Origin of the sequence: Rhizobium sp. P32RR-XVIII, from assembly GCF_012641395.1 — a bacterium.
Lineage (GTDB): Bacteria > Pseudomonadota > Alphaproteobacteria > Rhizobiales > Rhizobiaceae > Rhizobium.
Genome location: NZ_JABAIH010000003.1, coordinates 168,534 through 184,907 on the forward strand (window position 1 = coordinate 168,534; position 16,374 = coordinate 184,907).

Genomic DNA, 16,374 nt, shown 5'->3' on the forward strand with positions numbered 1-16,374 from the left:
TCCTTACTCAGCGGCCTGCGGGTAGCCGATCGTCGCCATCGGCTTGAACTCATGCTTGTCTTTGCCGGAGACGCGCTCCGACCAGGGGTCGACCTGGGCAAATTTCTGGGAGAAGATGAAGCGCTCGTAGTAAGCCTTCCGCTTGTCGGCGTTGTCCATGATCTGGCGGCGGATTTCGTCGAGGCCGACACGCTTTGCCCATTTGTAGATGCGCTCGAGATAACGGGCCTGCTCGCGGTACATTTGCGTCAGCGCCACGATATGCTCCACCGCCTCGTCCTCGGTCCTCACGAGCCCGAGAACCTCCGTGCCCTTGATGTCGAGACCGGCAGCACCTGCAAAATGGATCTCGAAACCGCTGTCGACGCAGATGACGCCGATGTCCTTGCAGGTCGCTTCAGCGCAATTGCGCGGGCAACCGGAGACAGCCATCTTCAGCTTGGCCGGCGTCCAGGAGCCCCACATGAACTTCTCGATGCGGATGCCGAGCCCGGTGGAATCCTGCGTTCCGAAGCGGCACCAGTCGGAACCAACGCAGGTCTTCACAGTGCGCAGCCCCTTGGCATAGGCCTGTCCGGAGACGAAGCCCGCCTTGCCGAGATCGGCCCAGACTGCCGGCAGGTCTTCCTTCTCGATGCCGAGCAGGTCGATGCGCTGGCCGCCGGTGACCTTCACCATCGGGATTTCGAACTTGTCGACGACATCGGCGATGGCGCGCAGCTCGTTGGAGTTCGTCACGCCGCCCCACATGCGCGGAACGACGGAATAGGTGCCGTCCTTCTGAATGTTGGCGTGGACGCGTTCGTTGATGAAGCGCGACTGGTAATCGTCGGCGTACTCGTCCGGCCAGTCGCAGACGAGGTAGTAGTTGAGCGCGGGGCGACACTTGGCGCAGCCGCACGACGTCTTCCATTCCAGCTCCTGCATGACGGCAGGAATGCTCTTCAGGCCCTTGGCCTTGATGAGCCGGCGGACGTCATCGTGGCCGAGTTCGGTGCAGGTGCACATCGGCTGGACGGCGGCCGGGTTGTAGCTGTCGCCAAGCGTCAGCGTCATCAGTTTTTCAACGAGGCCGGTGCAGGAGCCGCAGGAGGCCGAGGCCTTGGTATGGGCGCGTACGTCGTCCAGCGACGTCAGGCCCTTGGCTGTGATGGTCGAGGTGATCTTGCCCTTGCAGACGCCGTTGCAGCCACAGATTTCCGCGTCATCCGGCAAGGCTGCAACGGCCGCCATAGGGTCCAGCGGCGACCCTCCCTGATAGGCCTGACCAAAGATCAGCGTTTCGCGCATCTCCTTGATGTCGGTCTGTTTCTTTTTCAGATCGTTGAACCAGGCACCATCGGCGGTTTCGCCGTAAAGGACGGTGCCGATGATCTTGTTGTCCTTGAGCACAAGGCGCTTGTAGACGCCGGCGGAAGCGTCGCGCAGCACGATCTCCTCGCGGTCGTCGCCATCGGCGAAGTCGCCGAGCGAGAAGAGTTCGATGCCGGTGACCTTGAGCTTGGTCGGCGTGTCCGAATGCACGAAGGCCGCGGAGCGGTCGCCGGACAGATGCGAGGCGGCGACGCGGGCCATCTCGTAGAGCGGTGCGACCAGGCCATAGACCATGCCGTCGACTTCGGCGCACTCACCGAGCGCCATGATGCTGCCGTCCGAGGTCTGCATGCCGTCATCGACGACGATGCCGCGGTTGACCGCAATGCCGGCGTCCTTGGCAATGCCGGCATTCGGACGGATGCCGACGGCCATCACGACGAGGGTCGCAGGAATGACGCGGCCGTCGTCTAGCTCGACACCCTCGACCTTGCCATTGCCGATGATCGCCTTGGTGTTGGCCTTGCAGATGACCTTGATGCCGCGTTCCTCCACGGCCTTCTGCAGGAGGTAACCGGCAGCCGGATCGAGCTGACGCTCCATCAGCGTCGGCATCACGTGCAGGACCGTGACGTCCATGCCGCGCGACGCAAGGCCGGCCGCCGCTTCGAGGCCGAGCAGGCCACCGCCGATGACGATCGCCTTCTCGCGCGACTGTGCGGCAAGCAGCATCGCCTGCACGTCGTCGAGGTCGCGATAGGTGATGACGCCGGGCAGATCCTTGCCGGGCACGGGGATGATGAAAGGCACGGAGCCGGTGGCGATCACCAGCTTGTCGTAGCTTTCGGTGACGCCGTGATCGGAGGTGACCGTCTTGGCGGCACGATCGATCTTGATGATCTTGTGCCCTTTGTAGAGGGTGATGCCGTGCTTGATGTACCATCCATCACCATGGATGATGATCTCTTCGTAGTCCTTCTCGCCGGATAGAACCGGCGAGAGCATGATGCGGTCGTAGTTGACGCGCGGCTCGGCGTTGAAGATCGTGACCTGATATTGGCCCGGCGCCTTTTCGAACAGGTGCTCGAGCATGCGCCCGGGCGCCATGCCGTTGCCGATGATGACAAGCTTCTCAGTCATAGTTTCAAGGTCCTCAGATCAGGTGGCAGCGACGGTTTGTGCGGAGAGGCCCCGGCGGTCGAGTTGCCTGACCGACAGGTGCATCCAGATGAGCGAGATGACGACGATCGCAAAGAGCAGCATGAAGCAGCTCGACCAGAGGCCGGTCATGTCCTTGAGCAGGCCAAAGGCGATCGGCAGGATGAAGCCGCCGAGGCCGCCCATCATGCCGACGATACCGCCGACCGCGCCGACGCTTTCAGGGTAGTAAGCGGGGATGTGTTTGTAGACGGCCGCCTTGCCGAGGCTCATGACGAAGCCGAGGGCGAAGATGACGACGATGAAGACCGCAGGCGTGATGCCAAGCGCGGCACCCGTTCCGGCAGCCGGGAGCGACAGGATAAGCGTTGCGACGGCCGCGACCGCCAACATCACGTACATCACGCTGCGGGCGCCCTTCTTGTCGGAGACGACGCCGCCGAAGGCGCGGAAGATGCTGCCGGGGATGGAATAGGCAGCCGCGACCATGCCCGCAGTTGCCAGATTGAAACCATAGACGCCAACCAGATAGCGGGGCAGCCACAGCGACAGGGCAACGAAGCCGCCGAAGGCAAAGAAGTAATAGAGCGAGAAGCGCCAGACCTGGACATTCTTCAGCGGCGCGAATTCCTGTGCCAGGCTCTTGGAGGCGAGCTTGCCTTCGCGGCGGAGGCGGAAGGCCGGATCATCCGTCGTGGTGAACCAGAAGACGATTGCCATCAGCGCCAGGCCGACGGCCCAGATCTGGGCAACAGCCTGCCAGCCCCAGGCGATCAGGACGAAGGGTGCCGCGAATTTGGTCACAGCGGCACCGACATTGCCGGCGCCGAAGATGCCAAGCGCCGTTCCCTGTTTTTGCGCCGGAAAGAAGGGCGAGACGTAGGCAACACCGACGGCAAAGGAGCCGCCGGCAAGGCCGACACCGAGCCCGGCGATCAGCATCTGCGTGTAGGTGTGGGCATAGGAGAGCAGGAAGGTCGCCACGGCGGCGGCGAGCATGGTGAGGGTGTAGACGAGGCGGCCGCCATAACGGCCGGTCCAGATGCCGAGGACGATGCGGACGAGCGAACCGGTCAGGACAGGGGTGCCAACCAGCAATCCGAACTCGGCCTCGTTCAGGCCAAGCTCCTGTTTGATGCGGATGCCGATGATCGCGAAGATCGTCCAGACGGCAAAACAGAGGGTGAAGGCGATCGTGGACATCCACAATGCTTTGGCTGGTTCGCCGGCGGACATGGACTGTGTGTTGCTGATAACAGACATGGCTTCTCCGGGGCCCGACGAGGTCGTGCCGATCCATTGTTGAACGTTGAAACAAAAAACGCCGCTCGGAGATTGCGTCCACGGGAAGGAAGGGTTCCCAGACTGCAACAACCTTGCGACGTCGATGTCTTTGCGAGCGCCTATTGCGCGCTCATCCGCCTGGATCGCCGTTGATCCGGGCAAAATTAATCCTGCAAGCTGCGTGCCAGTTTATGTCAGGATTTGTAGGCCGTTGAAATCACAGGAGAACCTACAGATTGAACGCCGATGCGCAATTTTCGGGCGGAAGAGTGCGCTGCGCATCTTTTGTGCGAATGCCGTATGTGGTGCGCGAGTCGCTGCCAGCCTTTTGTGCAGGGCAGCAGAAATCAGACTTCGTCCGCGCCCGGGGTTAAGCGTTGGGCGCTCTTGACGGCGAACCCGTCGACATATTCCACGAATTGCGCTGGATCGAAGATCCGGCCGTCCATAAAGCGGTCGCCGTCGCTATCACCCTCGACCCGGATATCGGCGTCCTGCGGCGTGCAGTTGTCGCCGAGCGCTGCCCTGTAGAGATCGGGACGATAGGCAGAGGCCGCCGATCGTGCGCTGTTCAGGCTGATCCCGGCCTGGCCCCAGCGGACCATCTGGCTGTAGATCCACAATGCCTGGCTCGGCCGTGGGTAATTCGCATAGTCGCCATGGAACATGAAGTAGTTGTCGATGACGCGGCGGCTGCCCGTGGCATCGAGGCTGAACTCGCCTGCGAGCACGTGCCTGATAATATCGACAGGAGCGGAAATATAACGCTGATCCGCCAATGCTTCGGCCAGGGCGTCGTGGTTTTCGGTGCGATCACACCAGCGCGACGCGGCATCCAGCGCCACGATCAGCCGGGAGACCGTTTCCGGATGGCTTTCGGCCCAATCGGGCCGCATGCCGACCACCTTTTCCGGCGCCGAGGGCCAGATATCCTGCTTCGCGGCAACGATCCGGCCGACGCCGCGTTCGGAAGCCACCATGTTCCAGGGCGCCCCGACGCAGAAGCCGTCGATCGCGCCGGCCGCCAAGGCGTCGGAGGTGAGGGGAGGCGGAACGACGACCAGCTTCACATCCCTGTCCGGATCAATCCCGCCGGCAGCCAACCAGTAGCGGAATTCGTAGTTGTGTGAGGAAAACGGATAGGTCATGCCAAGTGTCGGCGCGGGCTCGCCGCGGACCCGCATATCGGCGAATACTTTGGCCAGCGCCTTGGCATTCTCGATCGCGCTTGCCGTTTCCGAAATGCCCGCCACTTGGCGCATGCGCTCGAAGAGCCGGGTCGAGAGCGTGATCGCATTGCCGCCGCGTCCCAAAGAAAACGGTGCAATCGTGGGCGAGGGGTTCGATCCCAATCCGAGCATTGCGGCAACAGGCATTGGCGAGAGCATGTGGGCGATGTCGAACTGGCGAAATGCCAGCCGATCGCGAACATTCGCCCAGGAAACGTCCTTGACCAGATCGAGGGTCAGGCCCTCCTTCTCGGCAAATCCGAATTCTGCGGCGGCAATCAGCACCGAGGCATCGACAAGGGGAATGAAGCCGGCGCGCAGAATGCGAGGCCCTTCGCTGTGGAGCCGTAAAGGCGAAGACAGACGGCCCGGTTGTACTTCTATTCTCGTCACCGCATTTACTCCGCAATCCTCCGAACAATCGAATGGCGTTCGCGCCGGGTCACATTAACAATCCGGCTGCCGTCACGACGCTTTGCGCGATCTCGGACATCTTCTTCTTCTCATTCATCGCCGTCTGGCGCAGCAGGGCGAACGCCTCTTCCTCCGAAAGGCCGCGCATCCTCATGAGGATACCCTTGGCCCGTTCGACGACCTTGCGTTCCTCAAGTGCCGACTTCGCGTCGGCAAGTTCCCGCTGCAGGCGGCTGAACGCATTGAACCGGCTGACAGCCATATCGAGGATCGGTTTCACCCGCTCCTTTTTCAGCCCGTCGACGATATAGGCGGAGACCCCCGCTTCAACTGCCGCCTCGATCGACGCGCTATCCGATCGATCGACGAACATCGCGATCGGCCGGCTGATCGTTCGCGTGAGCTGGAAAAGATGTTCCATCATGTCGCGATTGGGGTTCTCGATATCGATGATGATGACATCGGGCTTCAGCGTTTCGATGATGCGCGCGACGCCGTGGACCTCATGGACCACCGCTACACGCGTATGGCCAGCCTCCCGCAGCCCCTCTTCGATGATTGAGGCGCGGATCGTATTTTCATCGATGACAAGCACTGTCAGGTCACAACGGCTCATGCGTCATTTTAACCGCACTGCAGCACAACAGGCAAGATGAACAGCCGTAAAATTAAGCAATAATAATAAATGCACAAAAAATGTGCGACTGCGAATGTTTCGAGCATTTCCGGTTTACCGGACCGAGACGTCGCGCAGTGGGTCCGTGCCGGTGACGATGTCGGCTGTTTTTGAAGACGCGTCGCGGTCTCTCGCATCTCCAAAATCATAAATCAGCTGCTGTCCTGTGTGCCGCGTCTGCTTCCGCGTGCTACGATATCGTTTCATTCCACAGCTAAGGACGATCAAGACATGACGGGCCAAGATGGCAGTATTCTGGATTATGCCGGAGTTCTTGCCGTGTTTCTTCTGGTCGGCGCTAATGGCTTCTTCGTGGCTGCCGAATTTGCACTGGTTTCCGTGAGGCGCAGCCGGGTCGCCGAACTTGCCGCTGCGGGGCGGATGAACGCTTCGGCGCTTCAGCGGGCGGTAGACAGTCTCGACGCAAATCTCGCGGCGACGCAGCTCGGCATCACGATCTCCTCGCTTGCTCTCGGCTGGGTCGGCGAACCGGCGCTGGCGCATCTGATCCAGCCACTGCTGGCGTGGCTACCGGGCGAATGGGCCGTGAGAGGCTCGCACGCCATCGCCGTCGTCATAGCATTCATCATCATAACGGCGCTTCATATCGTGCTCGGCGAGCTGGCGCCGAAGAGCCTGGCGCTACAGCGAAGCGAAGGAACGGCGCTCGCCGTCGTCCGGCCGCTCGATTTCTTCCGCACCCTGTTCAAACCGGCAATCTTCGTTCTCAATGGCCTGGGCAACCTCGTGCTCCGAGCCGTTGGTCTTCGTGCGGGAGCAGGCGAATCCTCCTTTCATTCTCCGCAGGAACTGAAGCTGCTGGTGGCCGAGAGCCAGGAAGCGGGCCTTCTCAATCCGGTGCAACAGCAGCTCGTCGAACGGGTGCTCAATATCGGCGAGAGACCGATCTCCGACATCATGACGCCACGCCTCGATGTCGACTGGTTCGATGCCGATGACAGCGACGCTGAAATCCTGAAGACGATCCGGGAGTGCCGGCACGAGCAGCTTCTCGTCGCCCGGGGCTCGATCGACGAACCGATCGGCATGGTTCTAAAGAAGGACCTGCTCGATCAGGTTCTGGATGGCGGAAAGATCAGGCCTCTGGATGCGATCAAGCAGCCGCTGGTGCTCCATGAAGGGACCTCGGTGGTGCGCGTTCTCGATAGCTTCAAGGCCTCGCCGGTCCATCTTGCCATCGTCATCGATGAATATGGTAGCCTTGAGGGTATCGTCACGCAGACCGATCTGCTCGAAGCGATTGCCGGAGATCTCCCGGGATCCGACGAGGAGCCGACCATCATTGTCCGCGAAGACGGCTCGCTGCTCGTCGATGCGATGATGCCAGCCTTCGACGCTTTCGAAAGACTCGGTTTGCGTGAAAGACCGGATGCCGATTTCCACACGCTCGCGGGCTTTGCCCTTCACCAGCTCCAGCACATTCCCGAGACCGGTGAAACCTTCGAGTTCGACGGATGGCGGTTCGAGGTCATCGACATGGACGGCATGCGCATCGACAAGATCATGGCGACGCGCGCGTCGGCAGACGCGGCGGATATCTAGCCGACGCGCTTCCAGAATTGCCGCCGGGGCGCGAGGAGCGCTTGCTGATGGCCACGAGGAGCGTGTATTGCTACCGCCGATAGAATTCATACCGTGACCTAAGGATAGAGGAACGACCCCATGAGCCTTCGCATCAACGACATCGCCCCGGATTTTACCGCCGAAACCACTCACGGGCCGATCCGTTTTCATGACTGGATCGGCGACGGCTGGGCCGTGCTTTTCTCCCATCCGAAGAACTTCACGCCGGTGTGCACGACGGAACTCGGCGCGATGGCGGGCCTCGAAGGCGAATTCCGCAAGCGTGGCGTCAAGATCATCGGCATATCGGTTGATCCGGTCGAAAGCCACGGCAAGTGGAAGGGTGACATCAAGGCCGCGACCGGCTTCGACGTCGAATATCCGCTGATCGGGGATAAGGATCTCAATGTGGCGAAGCTCTACGATATGCTGCCGGCAGGCGCGGGCGAGAGCTCCGAAGGCCGCACGCCAGCCGACAATGCCACCGTCCGCTCCGTCTTCGTGGTTGGCCCTGACAAGAAGATCAAGCTCATCCTCACCTACCCGATGACGACGGGCCGCAACTTTGGTGAAATCCTGCGCGCCATCGACTCTATTCAGCTGACCGCCAAGCATCAGGTGGCGACGCCGGCAAACTGGCAGCAAGGCGAGGACGTCATCATCACGGCGGCGGTTTCGAACGAAGACGCGATTACCCGCTTTGGCTCCTTTGACACGGTCCTTCCCTATCTGAGGAAGACCAAGCAGCCTGCCAACTGACGCAAGGCGTGAGTTCTATGTCAGCGCCACCGGGCCTAGAGATGATCTGGATGCTTTCGCGGACGCCCAATCTCTGATGGCTTGCGCCATGCTCGCCTGATGATCTGCAAACGAGAACCCCGAGATCTTTTTTCGGGGTCTCAGGTCATGGTCGCCATCTTCAAGCCAGAGCAGGTCTATCTTGCTGGACAGGGAGTAGCCCGGCACCTCTTCCCGTGTGCCGAACGCATCCCGCGTTCCCTGCACGATCAGTGTCGGCGTCTCTAGCGTCTCCAGATGCTTCGTACGGAGCTGGCCAGGTTTGTCCGGCGGGTGGAACGGATAGCCGAGGCAGACGAGCCCTATGATCTTGCCCTCACGAAAGAGTTCGTCGGCAACCATGCTGGCAACACGGCCGCCCATTGATTTGCCGCCGATGATAAGAGGGCCGCACGCGGCGAGTTGCTCGACGGCGGCAAGATATTCTGGAATGAGCCTGTCGGCGCGGGGAGGCGGTTTCCGGCCATCGGATGTTCGCCGTGCCGCCATATAGGCGAACTCGAATCTGGCGACGCGAAAGCCGACGGCTGCGAGAGCCTCGGCCGCGGCTGTCATCGACGTCGAATCCATCGCTGCGCCAGCACCGTGTGCGAGCAGCATCGTCACCTCGGCGTTGTCAGGACCAGTTGTTAGAAATCCATTTTGCATGGGTGATTCATAGACGGCCGGCTGGGCTTTGTCAGTAATTTGGCGGCTATTCGGGCTGCGAACGGGTTTCTCTCCAATACTGTATGATAATTCGCCACTACGACCAATTCGGCACTTACGTCCAACGGATTTTCACGGCATATTAGAAAATTAGAAAATAGGGCATGAGGGAGCATTCGAACAATTCGGTAAGTACGCTCGGATGTCTTCCGTATTGGTTAGGGAGGACCAATCATGAGGCGAATTTTGGTGTTCGTGGCATCCGCCGCGGCGTTATCGCTTGGGGTGTCTCACGCATTCGCGCAATCGGGCAGCGTCGAGAAAGCAGTGGGCGGCTACAACTTCACTGAAGCCGCCAAGGAGGCTCCCGGCACGAAGGATTTCCATTCGGCCGACGGTCATTTGACCTTTGCGATCGTGACGCATACGGCAGGCAACGGCTTCTTTGACCCTGTCTATGTCGGCGCTACCGTTGCCGGCAACATGATCGGCGCCAAGATACTGCTGCTTGGCTCGGAGTCGCCGGTGGACGATCCGGCGCGTGAAATCGAAATCCTGAACCAGATTGTTCAGGATCCGACGATCGACGGCATTATCATGACGACGCCGCAGGTCGGCGCCTACAACGATATCGTCAAGGCCGCAGAGGCCAAGGGCATCCCGGTCGCAACGACCAACTCGTTCGACGCGACCCTCCTGAACCGCAGCGCCATCAGCCATACCGGCCAGGACGCATCGGCTGCGGCAATCGGCGGCGAAGCGCTCGCCAAATGCGTGCTCGACAGCGGCAAGACCAGCGGCTCGATCGTGCTGCCGTCCTCAACAGCGATGGGCAACATCGAGGTGAACAACCGCGTGACTTCCGCTTTCAATGCGATCGTCAAGACGCTGAAGGATGCGGGCAAGCTCGACGCCTTCAAGGTTGACGCCGGCCCGGAGAATGTCGGCATCGATACGAATCCGAACGACCCGGTCAATGGGCTTGTTACGCTGTTCGAGTCGCGCGGTGATGTGGTCGGCGTCTTCACCGCCAACAACGTCTTTACACCGCCGCTCGTCAAAGCGGTCGCACAGGCCGGTATGACTGGCAAGATCTGCGCCTTCGGCTTCGATCTCGGCCCGGCTCAGCAAGAAGGCATCGCCGCCGGGAACCTGACCGGTTCGCTTGGACAGCAGCCTTTCCTGCAGGGTTTCTGGCCGGTCATGCAGCTTTATCTGCAGATCGATCGCGGCATCTCTGCCGCCAATCTCGATACGCGCGCTCAGCTCGTAACGAAGGAGACGGTCGCAAACGTCGGCAAGCGCTTCGAGAACTGATTGCGCTTGAAACTCTGAATAAGGGCAGGAGGACGCAGACCTCCTGCCCTCCGATACAGGGATCGACCGGAGAACCTTATGCCGCTCACCACGACGACTTCGCTCGGCCGTGCGCCGCCTCAGCTTTTTGGCGGCTGGGAGGGCGGTCTTCTCGTCTTTCTCGCGCTGCTCTATCTCGTCGGAGCTCTTGTCAATCCAGCCTTCTTCGGGTCAACGGAGGCGCTGCACGCACTGCTCCGGGACACGTCGCGTGTGGGGATCATCGCCGTTGGAATGACCTTCGTCATCGCCAACAAAGATCTCGATCTTTCAGTCGGTTCCACCTACGGCCTGGTCGCCGTGGTTTTCGCTCGGCTTTTTGCCTCGAGTTTTCTGGACTTCGACATCCTGACCTCGATCGTCCTGTGCTTGCTTTTGGGCGCGGCGATCGGCGTGATCAACGGCGTCCTGGTGACTGTCCTGAAAGTGCCGGCATTCATCGCGACGCTGACGATGCTTTTCATCGGTCGCGGCTTCGTGCTCGCGCTGACGCACGGGCAAGCGATCTACTATTCCGAGAAGGCGAAGGAGGCGCCGCTCTTTTTCCACTTGGGCGAAACGAATGCACTCGGATTCAACAACCAGATCGTAATCTTCCTGCTCGTCGCAATTGTCGGCGCCTACGTGCTTGCCAAGACCCGCTGGGGATACGAGACCTTGGCGACCGGCGGCAACGAGCAGGCGGCGGTCTATGCAGGTATCCCCACGGGCTGGGTGCGCACCCGCGCCTACCTGATCTCGTCGCTTTGCGCGACACTGGCAGCGCTTCTGTCGGCGGCGCAGGACAAGGGGGTGACCCCACTCTACGGCGTTAGCTGGGAACTCACCGTCATCGCCTCCGTCGTCATCGGCGGCGCATCGATCCTTGGCGGGCGCGGCCGTGTGATCGGTTCCTGTCTTGGAGCTGCGGTTGTCGTCCTGATCGACAAGGTGCTCCGTGAAGGTTGGCCAATCACCCGCGTCATCGTCATCGACGGGGAGAATGTCACAGTCAATGCCAGGTTCACGCTGCCGGCAGGCGCAGTGCTGATCTTCCTCGGCCTGCTTCTAGTTATCGCCGTCCTCATCGAGCCCCACGTCATTCGGCGCCAGTTTGCGGGCCGTTTCTGGGCTTGGCTCCGGGGTCGGCCGCCGCCGCCGGCCTATGAGATGGGCGGTGTGGCGCTTGAAGGCGTGCAGACCAAGGGAGCGATGACGACCGACGCGGCGCTGTCGGCAACCGGCCTTGGCAAATTCCTTGCGCGCCGCGACGCACTCGCCATTATCTTGACCATGGTGCTGTGGCTGACAGGCCTTGCACTAAGGCCGGACTACTGGTGGAACCTCTCCAACACCTTCGCGATCCTGCTGAATTATACCGAACTGGCCCTGATTGCGGTCGGGCTCACCTATGTCATCGCGGCCGGGGACATCGATCTTTCCGTCGGTTCCGTGCTCGCGCTGGCCGGGAGCACCGCCGCCTATTTCCTGAAGGTGCTCGGCGCCGACCCGCTCACCGCGATCGCAATGGGCCTGCTCGCGGGAATGATTGCCGGGCTGGTCAACTCTATCGTTACAGTCGGGTTCAAGCTACCAGCCTTCATCGCAACCCTCGGCATGTTCTACATCGCCCGAGGCCTTGCCGCCTGGTTCGTGGCCGGCCAGCAACTGACCGGCTGGTCGGAGGGTTATAACCTCCTCGGCCGGAAGTTGAACGACGTGCTCGTCCATCTTGGCTTTTCGCTGCCCCCCGGAATCCTGCGTAGCGTGGCCGAGGTCGTCAGCGTCCAGACGATCTGGATGTTTCTTGTCGCCCTGCTTGCGGGCATCGTGCTCGCCTTTACGCCGTTCGGGATGAAAGTCTGTGCCACGGGTGGCAACATTCGCGCCGCTGCCTATGCCGGCATCAATACCAACCGCGTGCGCTTCATTGCGCTGATGCTGGCGGCGCTCTGCGCAAGCATGGCCGGGATCATCAACGTCGCCTATTTCCGCAGTTTCAATCCAGTCGCAGGCCAGTTCCGCGAGCTTGACGCCATTGCCTCCGTCATCATCGGCGGCGGCTCGATCTTCGGCGGTTACGGCACGATGATCGGCTCCCTTGCAGGGGCAGCCGTCATCACCCTCATCCGCGCGCTGCTGCAGCTCAACGTCCAGGGATTCACCATGCCGCAGCATTGGATCAACGTCTTCATCGGCGTTATCCTGATCGTTGCGGTGCTGATCGACATCTGGGTGCGCGAAGCCAAGATTTTCGCACGTCTCGGCGCCAGGCTGCCCGGACGCGCTCGAATACGGGAGAGTTCCTATGGCTGACGCGACGCCATCCCAGCCGATCGTCGAAATGCGAGGGATCGAGAAGTCCTTCGGGGCGGTGCAGGCGCTCCGCAAGGTCGATCTCGTGCTCTATCCCGGCGAGATTCTCGGTCTGGTCGGCGACAACTCGGCCGGCAAATCGACGCTGATGAAGATACTGACCGGCGCCTATCAGCGCGACGCCGGGGAGATCCTGGTGGCCGGCACGCCCGTGCATTTCAAGAGCCCGCACGAGAGCCGCGACGCCGGCATCGAGATGATCTACCAGGATTTCGCACTGTGCGGGAACATGGATGTCGGCCAGAACATCTTTCTCGGCCGCTGGCCGCTGAAAGGTCCCTTCGTTAACCGAAAGAAGATGTATGCGGAAGCCGATCATGTGCTGAAACGGCTCAAGGTCGATGTGAATTCCGTCTATCAGAAGGTCGAAAGTCTGTCCGGCGGCCGTCAGCAATCGGTCGCGATCGCGCGTGCGATTTCCTTTGACCCGCGCGTCGTCATCCTCGACGAGCCAACAGCCAACCTTTCCGTGATGGCGACCGAGCGTCTGCTTGAAACCATGCTGGAGCTAAAGAAGCAGGGCGTTGCCCAGATCATCATCTCGCATCGCCTCGTCGATATCTTCGCGGTGGGTGACCGCGTCATGGTGCTGAAGCGCGGCGAATATGTCGGCGACCGCTACGTCAAGAACACCGACGAGCATGAAGTTCTCGAGATCATCGTCTCGGGCACGCGGGAACAGGCGCTGACAGCCGATGACGCACGGCGGATCACGGGTCAAAGCTTTTAGTATTTTCGCAGCAGACGCTTGGCAGTCTTCGGGTTGCGCCGGCTCGGAACGATTTCGTCGAGAACGTAGCCATCTTGATCGACAGCCCGCCACAGACAATGTTTACGGCCGTCAATCCTCGCGACCACTTCATTCAGACGCCGGACATCGCTGGGGCTCGGTGATTTCCGCGCAAACGGCCAGCATATTCCGGGCCGAACGTCCTCGCCCGGCACCGGATCGTCTCATAAGAAACGATGATGCCGGGTTCCGGCAGCATCTCCTCCACCCAGTCGCAGGTTCAGCAGAAACCGAACGTCGAGCCAGACCGCATGCGCGATGGCCGTGAACGACAAACGATGGCGTTTGTAACCGACAGTGCGCTGGACCACGATGATCGATTACTGCAAACGACCTCACCTATCGTCAACGTGACATTACCCTGCATGCGGCCAGATGGTTTCTTCCTCGTCGAGGATCACTCGCTTTCTATGCTTGCTTCGAAGCGATTGCGGACGCTCGACATCGTCATCACGAGCACCAGGAGCACAGCGATTCCAGTCAAGCATCCGGCCGAAACCGCTCTTTGCGGACTTAACCTGACATTAACCTTCAACGAGATCGCGGTCGTTCGCCAAAGCGCGACCGAAGGCGGGTTTTTCGGACGCATATAAACGCCGCGGAGAGCTTTGTCAGCTCGCCGGCGCCCACCAACTTCTGGAGATCCCGATCCGCCGATGTCGCCCATCATCGTGTCGGCTCCGCCCTGGGATAGACCTTGCCTGGAGTCGATGTTGTTTCAGTTCGTCCAATCTAGCCGTGTCTTTCACCTAGCAGGCTGCGAAAGGCTGCAAGGTCGGCAACGTCAGCCGGAATGGCTTTTTCCCACGACGATTTGTTCCTAGATGGAAAGATGGTCTTTCCGAAATAGCGCTTCGCCTGGCGCGCCTCCATAGTTAAAAATCTTAGAATTACCCGAGCTTGGGTGGAGGACCCGAAACTCTGCAGCTCATACGAGCAAGAAAAAAGCACTGAAGATTTCAGGGAGGGAATCGAGCAAGTGACTGATGAGCGTATGAAGGCGCACGCTCTTGGCCGTATGGCCTTGACGCAAGCGCCGCAGGAGGAGGGCCGCGACTGGTTCGGCAATTTCAACTGGAGCAACATTGGGCTTTGGGTGCTCATCGCGGTCACGGCCAGCATAGTCCTACCGCCGTTTATCTTCCTTCTGCAGACAAGTTTCCAAGTCCAGCGGCTGGGCGAGAGCAGCTACACTTTTGGAAATTACCTCAGAGTCCTCCAGCTCAGCGGCTGGCATCTGTGGCAGACGACGCTGATATTCTCCATCGGCTCGTCATGCGTCTCAATAGTGCTTGGCTTCAGCGCCGCCTGGCTTGTGGTGAGGACCAACGTGCCGTTCCGCCAGACAGTCTATGTCGGCGCCTTCCTATCTCTCGCCGCGCCTCTCATCGTCAAAGGCATCGGCTGGATAATGCTTCTCGGCCCCAACAACGGGCTGATCAATATCTGGCTGATGCACGCTTTTAGGCTCGAGTCGGCGCCGCTTCATCTCTATGGCACCGGCGGGATGATCTTCGTCGAAGGTCTCCTGTGGACGCCTGTTGCATTCCTTTTGGCGCTGCCGCCGCTCATGGCGATGGACCCGTCGCTTGAGGAGGCTTCGTCGGCCTGCGGCGCCCGCCGCTGGCAGATGCTCTGGTATGTGACCTTGCCGCTCGCCCGGCCAAGCATCATGGCGGTTTTCCTGCTGGCGCTGATCCGCTCGCTCGAATCCTTCGAGGTCCCGCTCCTGATCGGCACGCCGGGCCATGTCGAGACAATCACGACGGCGATCTACCATGCCATGCATTCCGGCTTCGTTCCGAGCTACGGAGAAGCAACGGCCTATTCCGTGCTGCTGATGGGCGTCGTTGCCCTGCCGCTCGTTTGGTATTACCGATCGACGCGCGAGAGCGCTCGTTATGCGACCGTGACCGGCAAGGGTTTTCGTCCCGCGCGCATTGAACTCGGCAGATGGAGATGGCTTTGCGCGGCCGTCGTGCTGATCATTCCGCTTTCGTTGGCCATGCCTGTGCTCGTGATGCTCTACGCCTCGTTCCTGCCGTTCTACGGCTCGCCGTCGCTCGACGCTTTCCAGACGATGTCGTTTGACAACTATATCTCCATCTGGAGCCGGGCCAACATTCTGTCCGGCATATGGAACAGCGTCGTCATAGGTTCGATCAGCGCTACCGTGGTCGCCGGCTTCACTTTGCTCCTCGCCTGGATGGTGATCCGCAGCCGTCATCCGGCGAGGTGGTCGCTCGACGTGCTGGCGTCGCTGCCGCTTGTCTTTCCGGGTATCGTCGCCAGCATAGCCATCATGATCCTGGCCCTCTTCCTGACGCGCTGGATCCCGATCTACGGCACGATCTGGGTCCTGGTCCTCGCGTTCCTCCTCAAGTTCATGCCGTTCGGCATGCGCTTCTGTTATTCGGGCATACTGACGATCCACAAGGACCTGGAGGAGAGCGCGCGGGCGAGCGGTGCGCCTCCCTGGACCGTACTCCGCAAGATTGTACTGCCGCTGACGATGCCGGCTGTCCTGGCGACATGGATTTATGTGTTCATGCATGCCATCCGCGATCTCTCGACCGCCATCCTTCTTTCCGGTCCCGGAAATTCGATCGCTTCGGTCGTGATCCTCGATCTCTGGAACAATGGTGAGATACCTGAACTGGCGGCGCTCAGCATCGTCATCTGCATCGGCGTCACGGTCATGGGCATATTCTTCATGCGCCTGTCAGGAAAGAGAGGCCTGAAGGCCTGAAGCATCGTCTCCGCCGTCT

At 60.6% G+C, this 16,374-nt stretch carries 12 protein-coding genes and 1 pseudogene; 7 read left to right on the forward strand and 6 right to left on the reverse strand.

Translation table 11 applies throughout. From position 1 onward, the window contains the following. Positions 1 to 3: 3 nt before the first annotated feature. From nirB to HGP14_RS10495, 4 genes are all read right to left on the reverse strand, one after another. Complete coding sequence (nirB, locus tag HGP14_RS10480; RefSeq protein ID WP_168829776.1) at positions 4 to 2,454, reverse strand: nitrite reductase large subunit NirB; 2,451 nt, start codon at positions 2,452 to 2,454, stop codon at positions 4 to 6. 18 nt (positions 2,455 to 2,472) lie between these two features. After that, positions 2,473 to 3,735, reverse strand: a complete 1,263-nt coding sequence (locus HGP14_RS10485; RefSeq protein WP_168829777.1) for an MFS transporter — start codon at positions 3,733 to 3,735, stop codon at positions 2,473 to 2,475. 368 nt (positions 3,736 to 4,103) lie between these two features. Then, positions 4,104 to 5,378: a CmpA/NrtA family ABC transporter substrate-binding protein gene (locus HGP14_RS10490; RefSeq protein ID WP_168829778.1), complete on the reverse strand. Its 1,275-nt coding sequence runs from the start codon at positions 5,376 to 5,378 to the stop codon at positions 4,104 to 4,106. A 49-nt stretch (positions 5,379 to 5,427) separates the two neighbouring features. Continuing rightward, positions 5,428 to 6,015, reverse strand: coding sequence for an ANTAR domain-containing response regulator (locus HGP14_RS10495; RefSeq protein WP_168829779.1), 588 nt, complete (start codon positions 6,013 to 6,015; stop codon positions 5,428 to 5,430). A gap of 291 nt (positions 6,016 to 6,306) precedes the next feature. Here HGP14_RS10495 and HGP14_RS10500 point away from each other — a divergent pair, with 291 nt between their 5' ends. Together HGP14_RS10500 and HGP14_RS10505 are read left to right on the forward strand one after the other, a co-directional pair. Then, the gene (locus HGP14_RS10500; protein ID WP_168829780.1) at positions 6,307 to 7,638 is read left to right on the forward strand and encodes a hemolysin family protein; all 1,332 of its coding nucleotides are present in this window, start codon (positions 6,307 to 6,309) and stop codon (positions 7,636 to 7,638) included. 120 nt (positions 7,639 to 7,758) lie between these two features. Then, positions 7,759 to 8,418 (forward strand): peroxiredoxin, encoded by a 660-nt coding sequence (locus tag HGP14_RS10505; RefSeq protein WP_168829781.1) that lies wholly within the window; start codon positions 7,759 to 7,761, stop codon positions 8,416 to 8,418. 15 nt (positions 8,419 to 8,433) lie between these two features. Here HGP14_RS10505 and HGP14_RS10510 read toward each other — a convergent pair whose 3' ends face one another. Further along, the gene (locus HGP14_RS10510) at positions 8,434 to 9,105 is read right to left on the reverse strand and encodes an alpha/beta family hydrolase (protein ID WP_168829782.1); all 672 of its coding nucleotides are present in this window, start codon (positions 9,103 to 9,105) and stop codon (positions 8,434 to 8,436) included. A 234-nt stretch (positions 9,106 to 9,339) separates the two neighbouring features. Here HGP14_RS10510 and HGP14_RS10515 point away from each other — a divergent pair, with 234 nt between their 5' ends. From HGP14_RS10515 to HGP14_RS10525, 3 genes are all read left to right on the forward strand, one after another. Further along, on the forward strand, positions 9,340 to 10,422 hold the full coding sequence (locus HGP14_RS10515; RefSeq protein ID WP_168829783.1) for a substrate-binding domain-containing protein: 1,083 nt from the start codon (positions 9,340 to 9,342) through the stop codon (positions 10,420 to 10,422). A 78-nt stretch (positions 10,423 to 10,500) separates the two neighbouring features. Next, positions 10,501 to 12,756 (forward strand): ABC transporter permease, encoded by a 2,256-nt coding sequence (locus tag HGP14_RS10520; protein WP_168829784.1) that lies wholly within the window; start codon positions 10,501 to 10,503, stop codon positions 12,754 to 12,756. After that, positions 12,749 to 13,546, forward strand: coding sequence for an ATP-binding cassette domain-containing protein (locus HGP14_RS10525; protein ID WP_168829785.1), 798 nt, complete (start codon positions 12,749 to 12,751; stop codon positions 13,544 to 13,546). Before HGP14_RS10520 ends, HGP14_RS10525 begins: the two co-directional genes overlap by 8 nt. Before the next feature lie 8 nt (positions 13,547 to 13,554). Here HGP14_RS10525 and HGP14_RS35485 read toward each other — a convergent pair. Then, a pseudogene (locus tag HGP14_RS35485) lies at positions 13,555 to 13,923 on the reverse strand (DDE-type integrase/transposase/recombinase); the annotation flags it as partial. Here HGP14_RS35485 and HGP14_RS10535 point away from each other — a divergent pair. Both HGP14_RS10535 and HGP14_RS10540 read left to right on the forward strand, forming a co-directional pair. Continuing rightward, positions 13,858 to 14,199 carry a hypothetical protein gene (locus HGP14_RS10535; RefSeq protein WP_246704418.1) on the forward strand — a complete coding sequence of 114 codons (342 nt, stop codon included), beginning with the start codon at positions 13,858 to 13,860 and terminating at the stop codon, positions 14,197 to 14,199. The pseudogene HGP14_RS35485 and the gene HGP14_RS10535 overlap by 66 nt on opposite strands. 386 nt (positions 14,200 to 14,585) lie before the next feature. Continuing rightward, positions 14,586 to 16,355: an ABC transporter permease gene (locus tag HGP14_RS10540; RefSeq protein ID WP_168829788.1), complete on the forward strand. Its 1,770-nt coding sequence runs from the start codon at positions 14,586 to 14,588 to the stop codon at positions 16,353 to 16,355. The last annotated feature ends 19 nt before the right edge of the window (positions 16,356 to 16,374 follow it).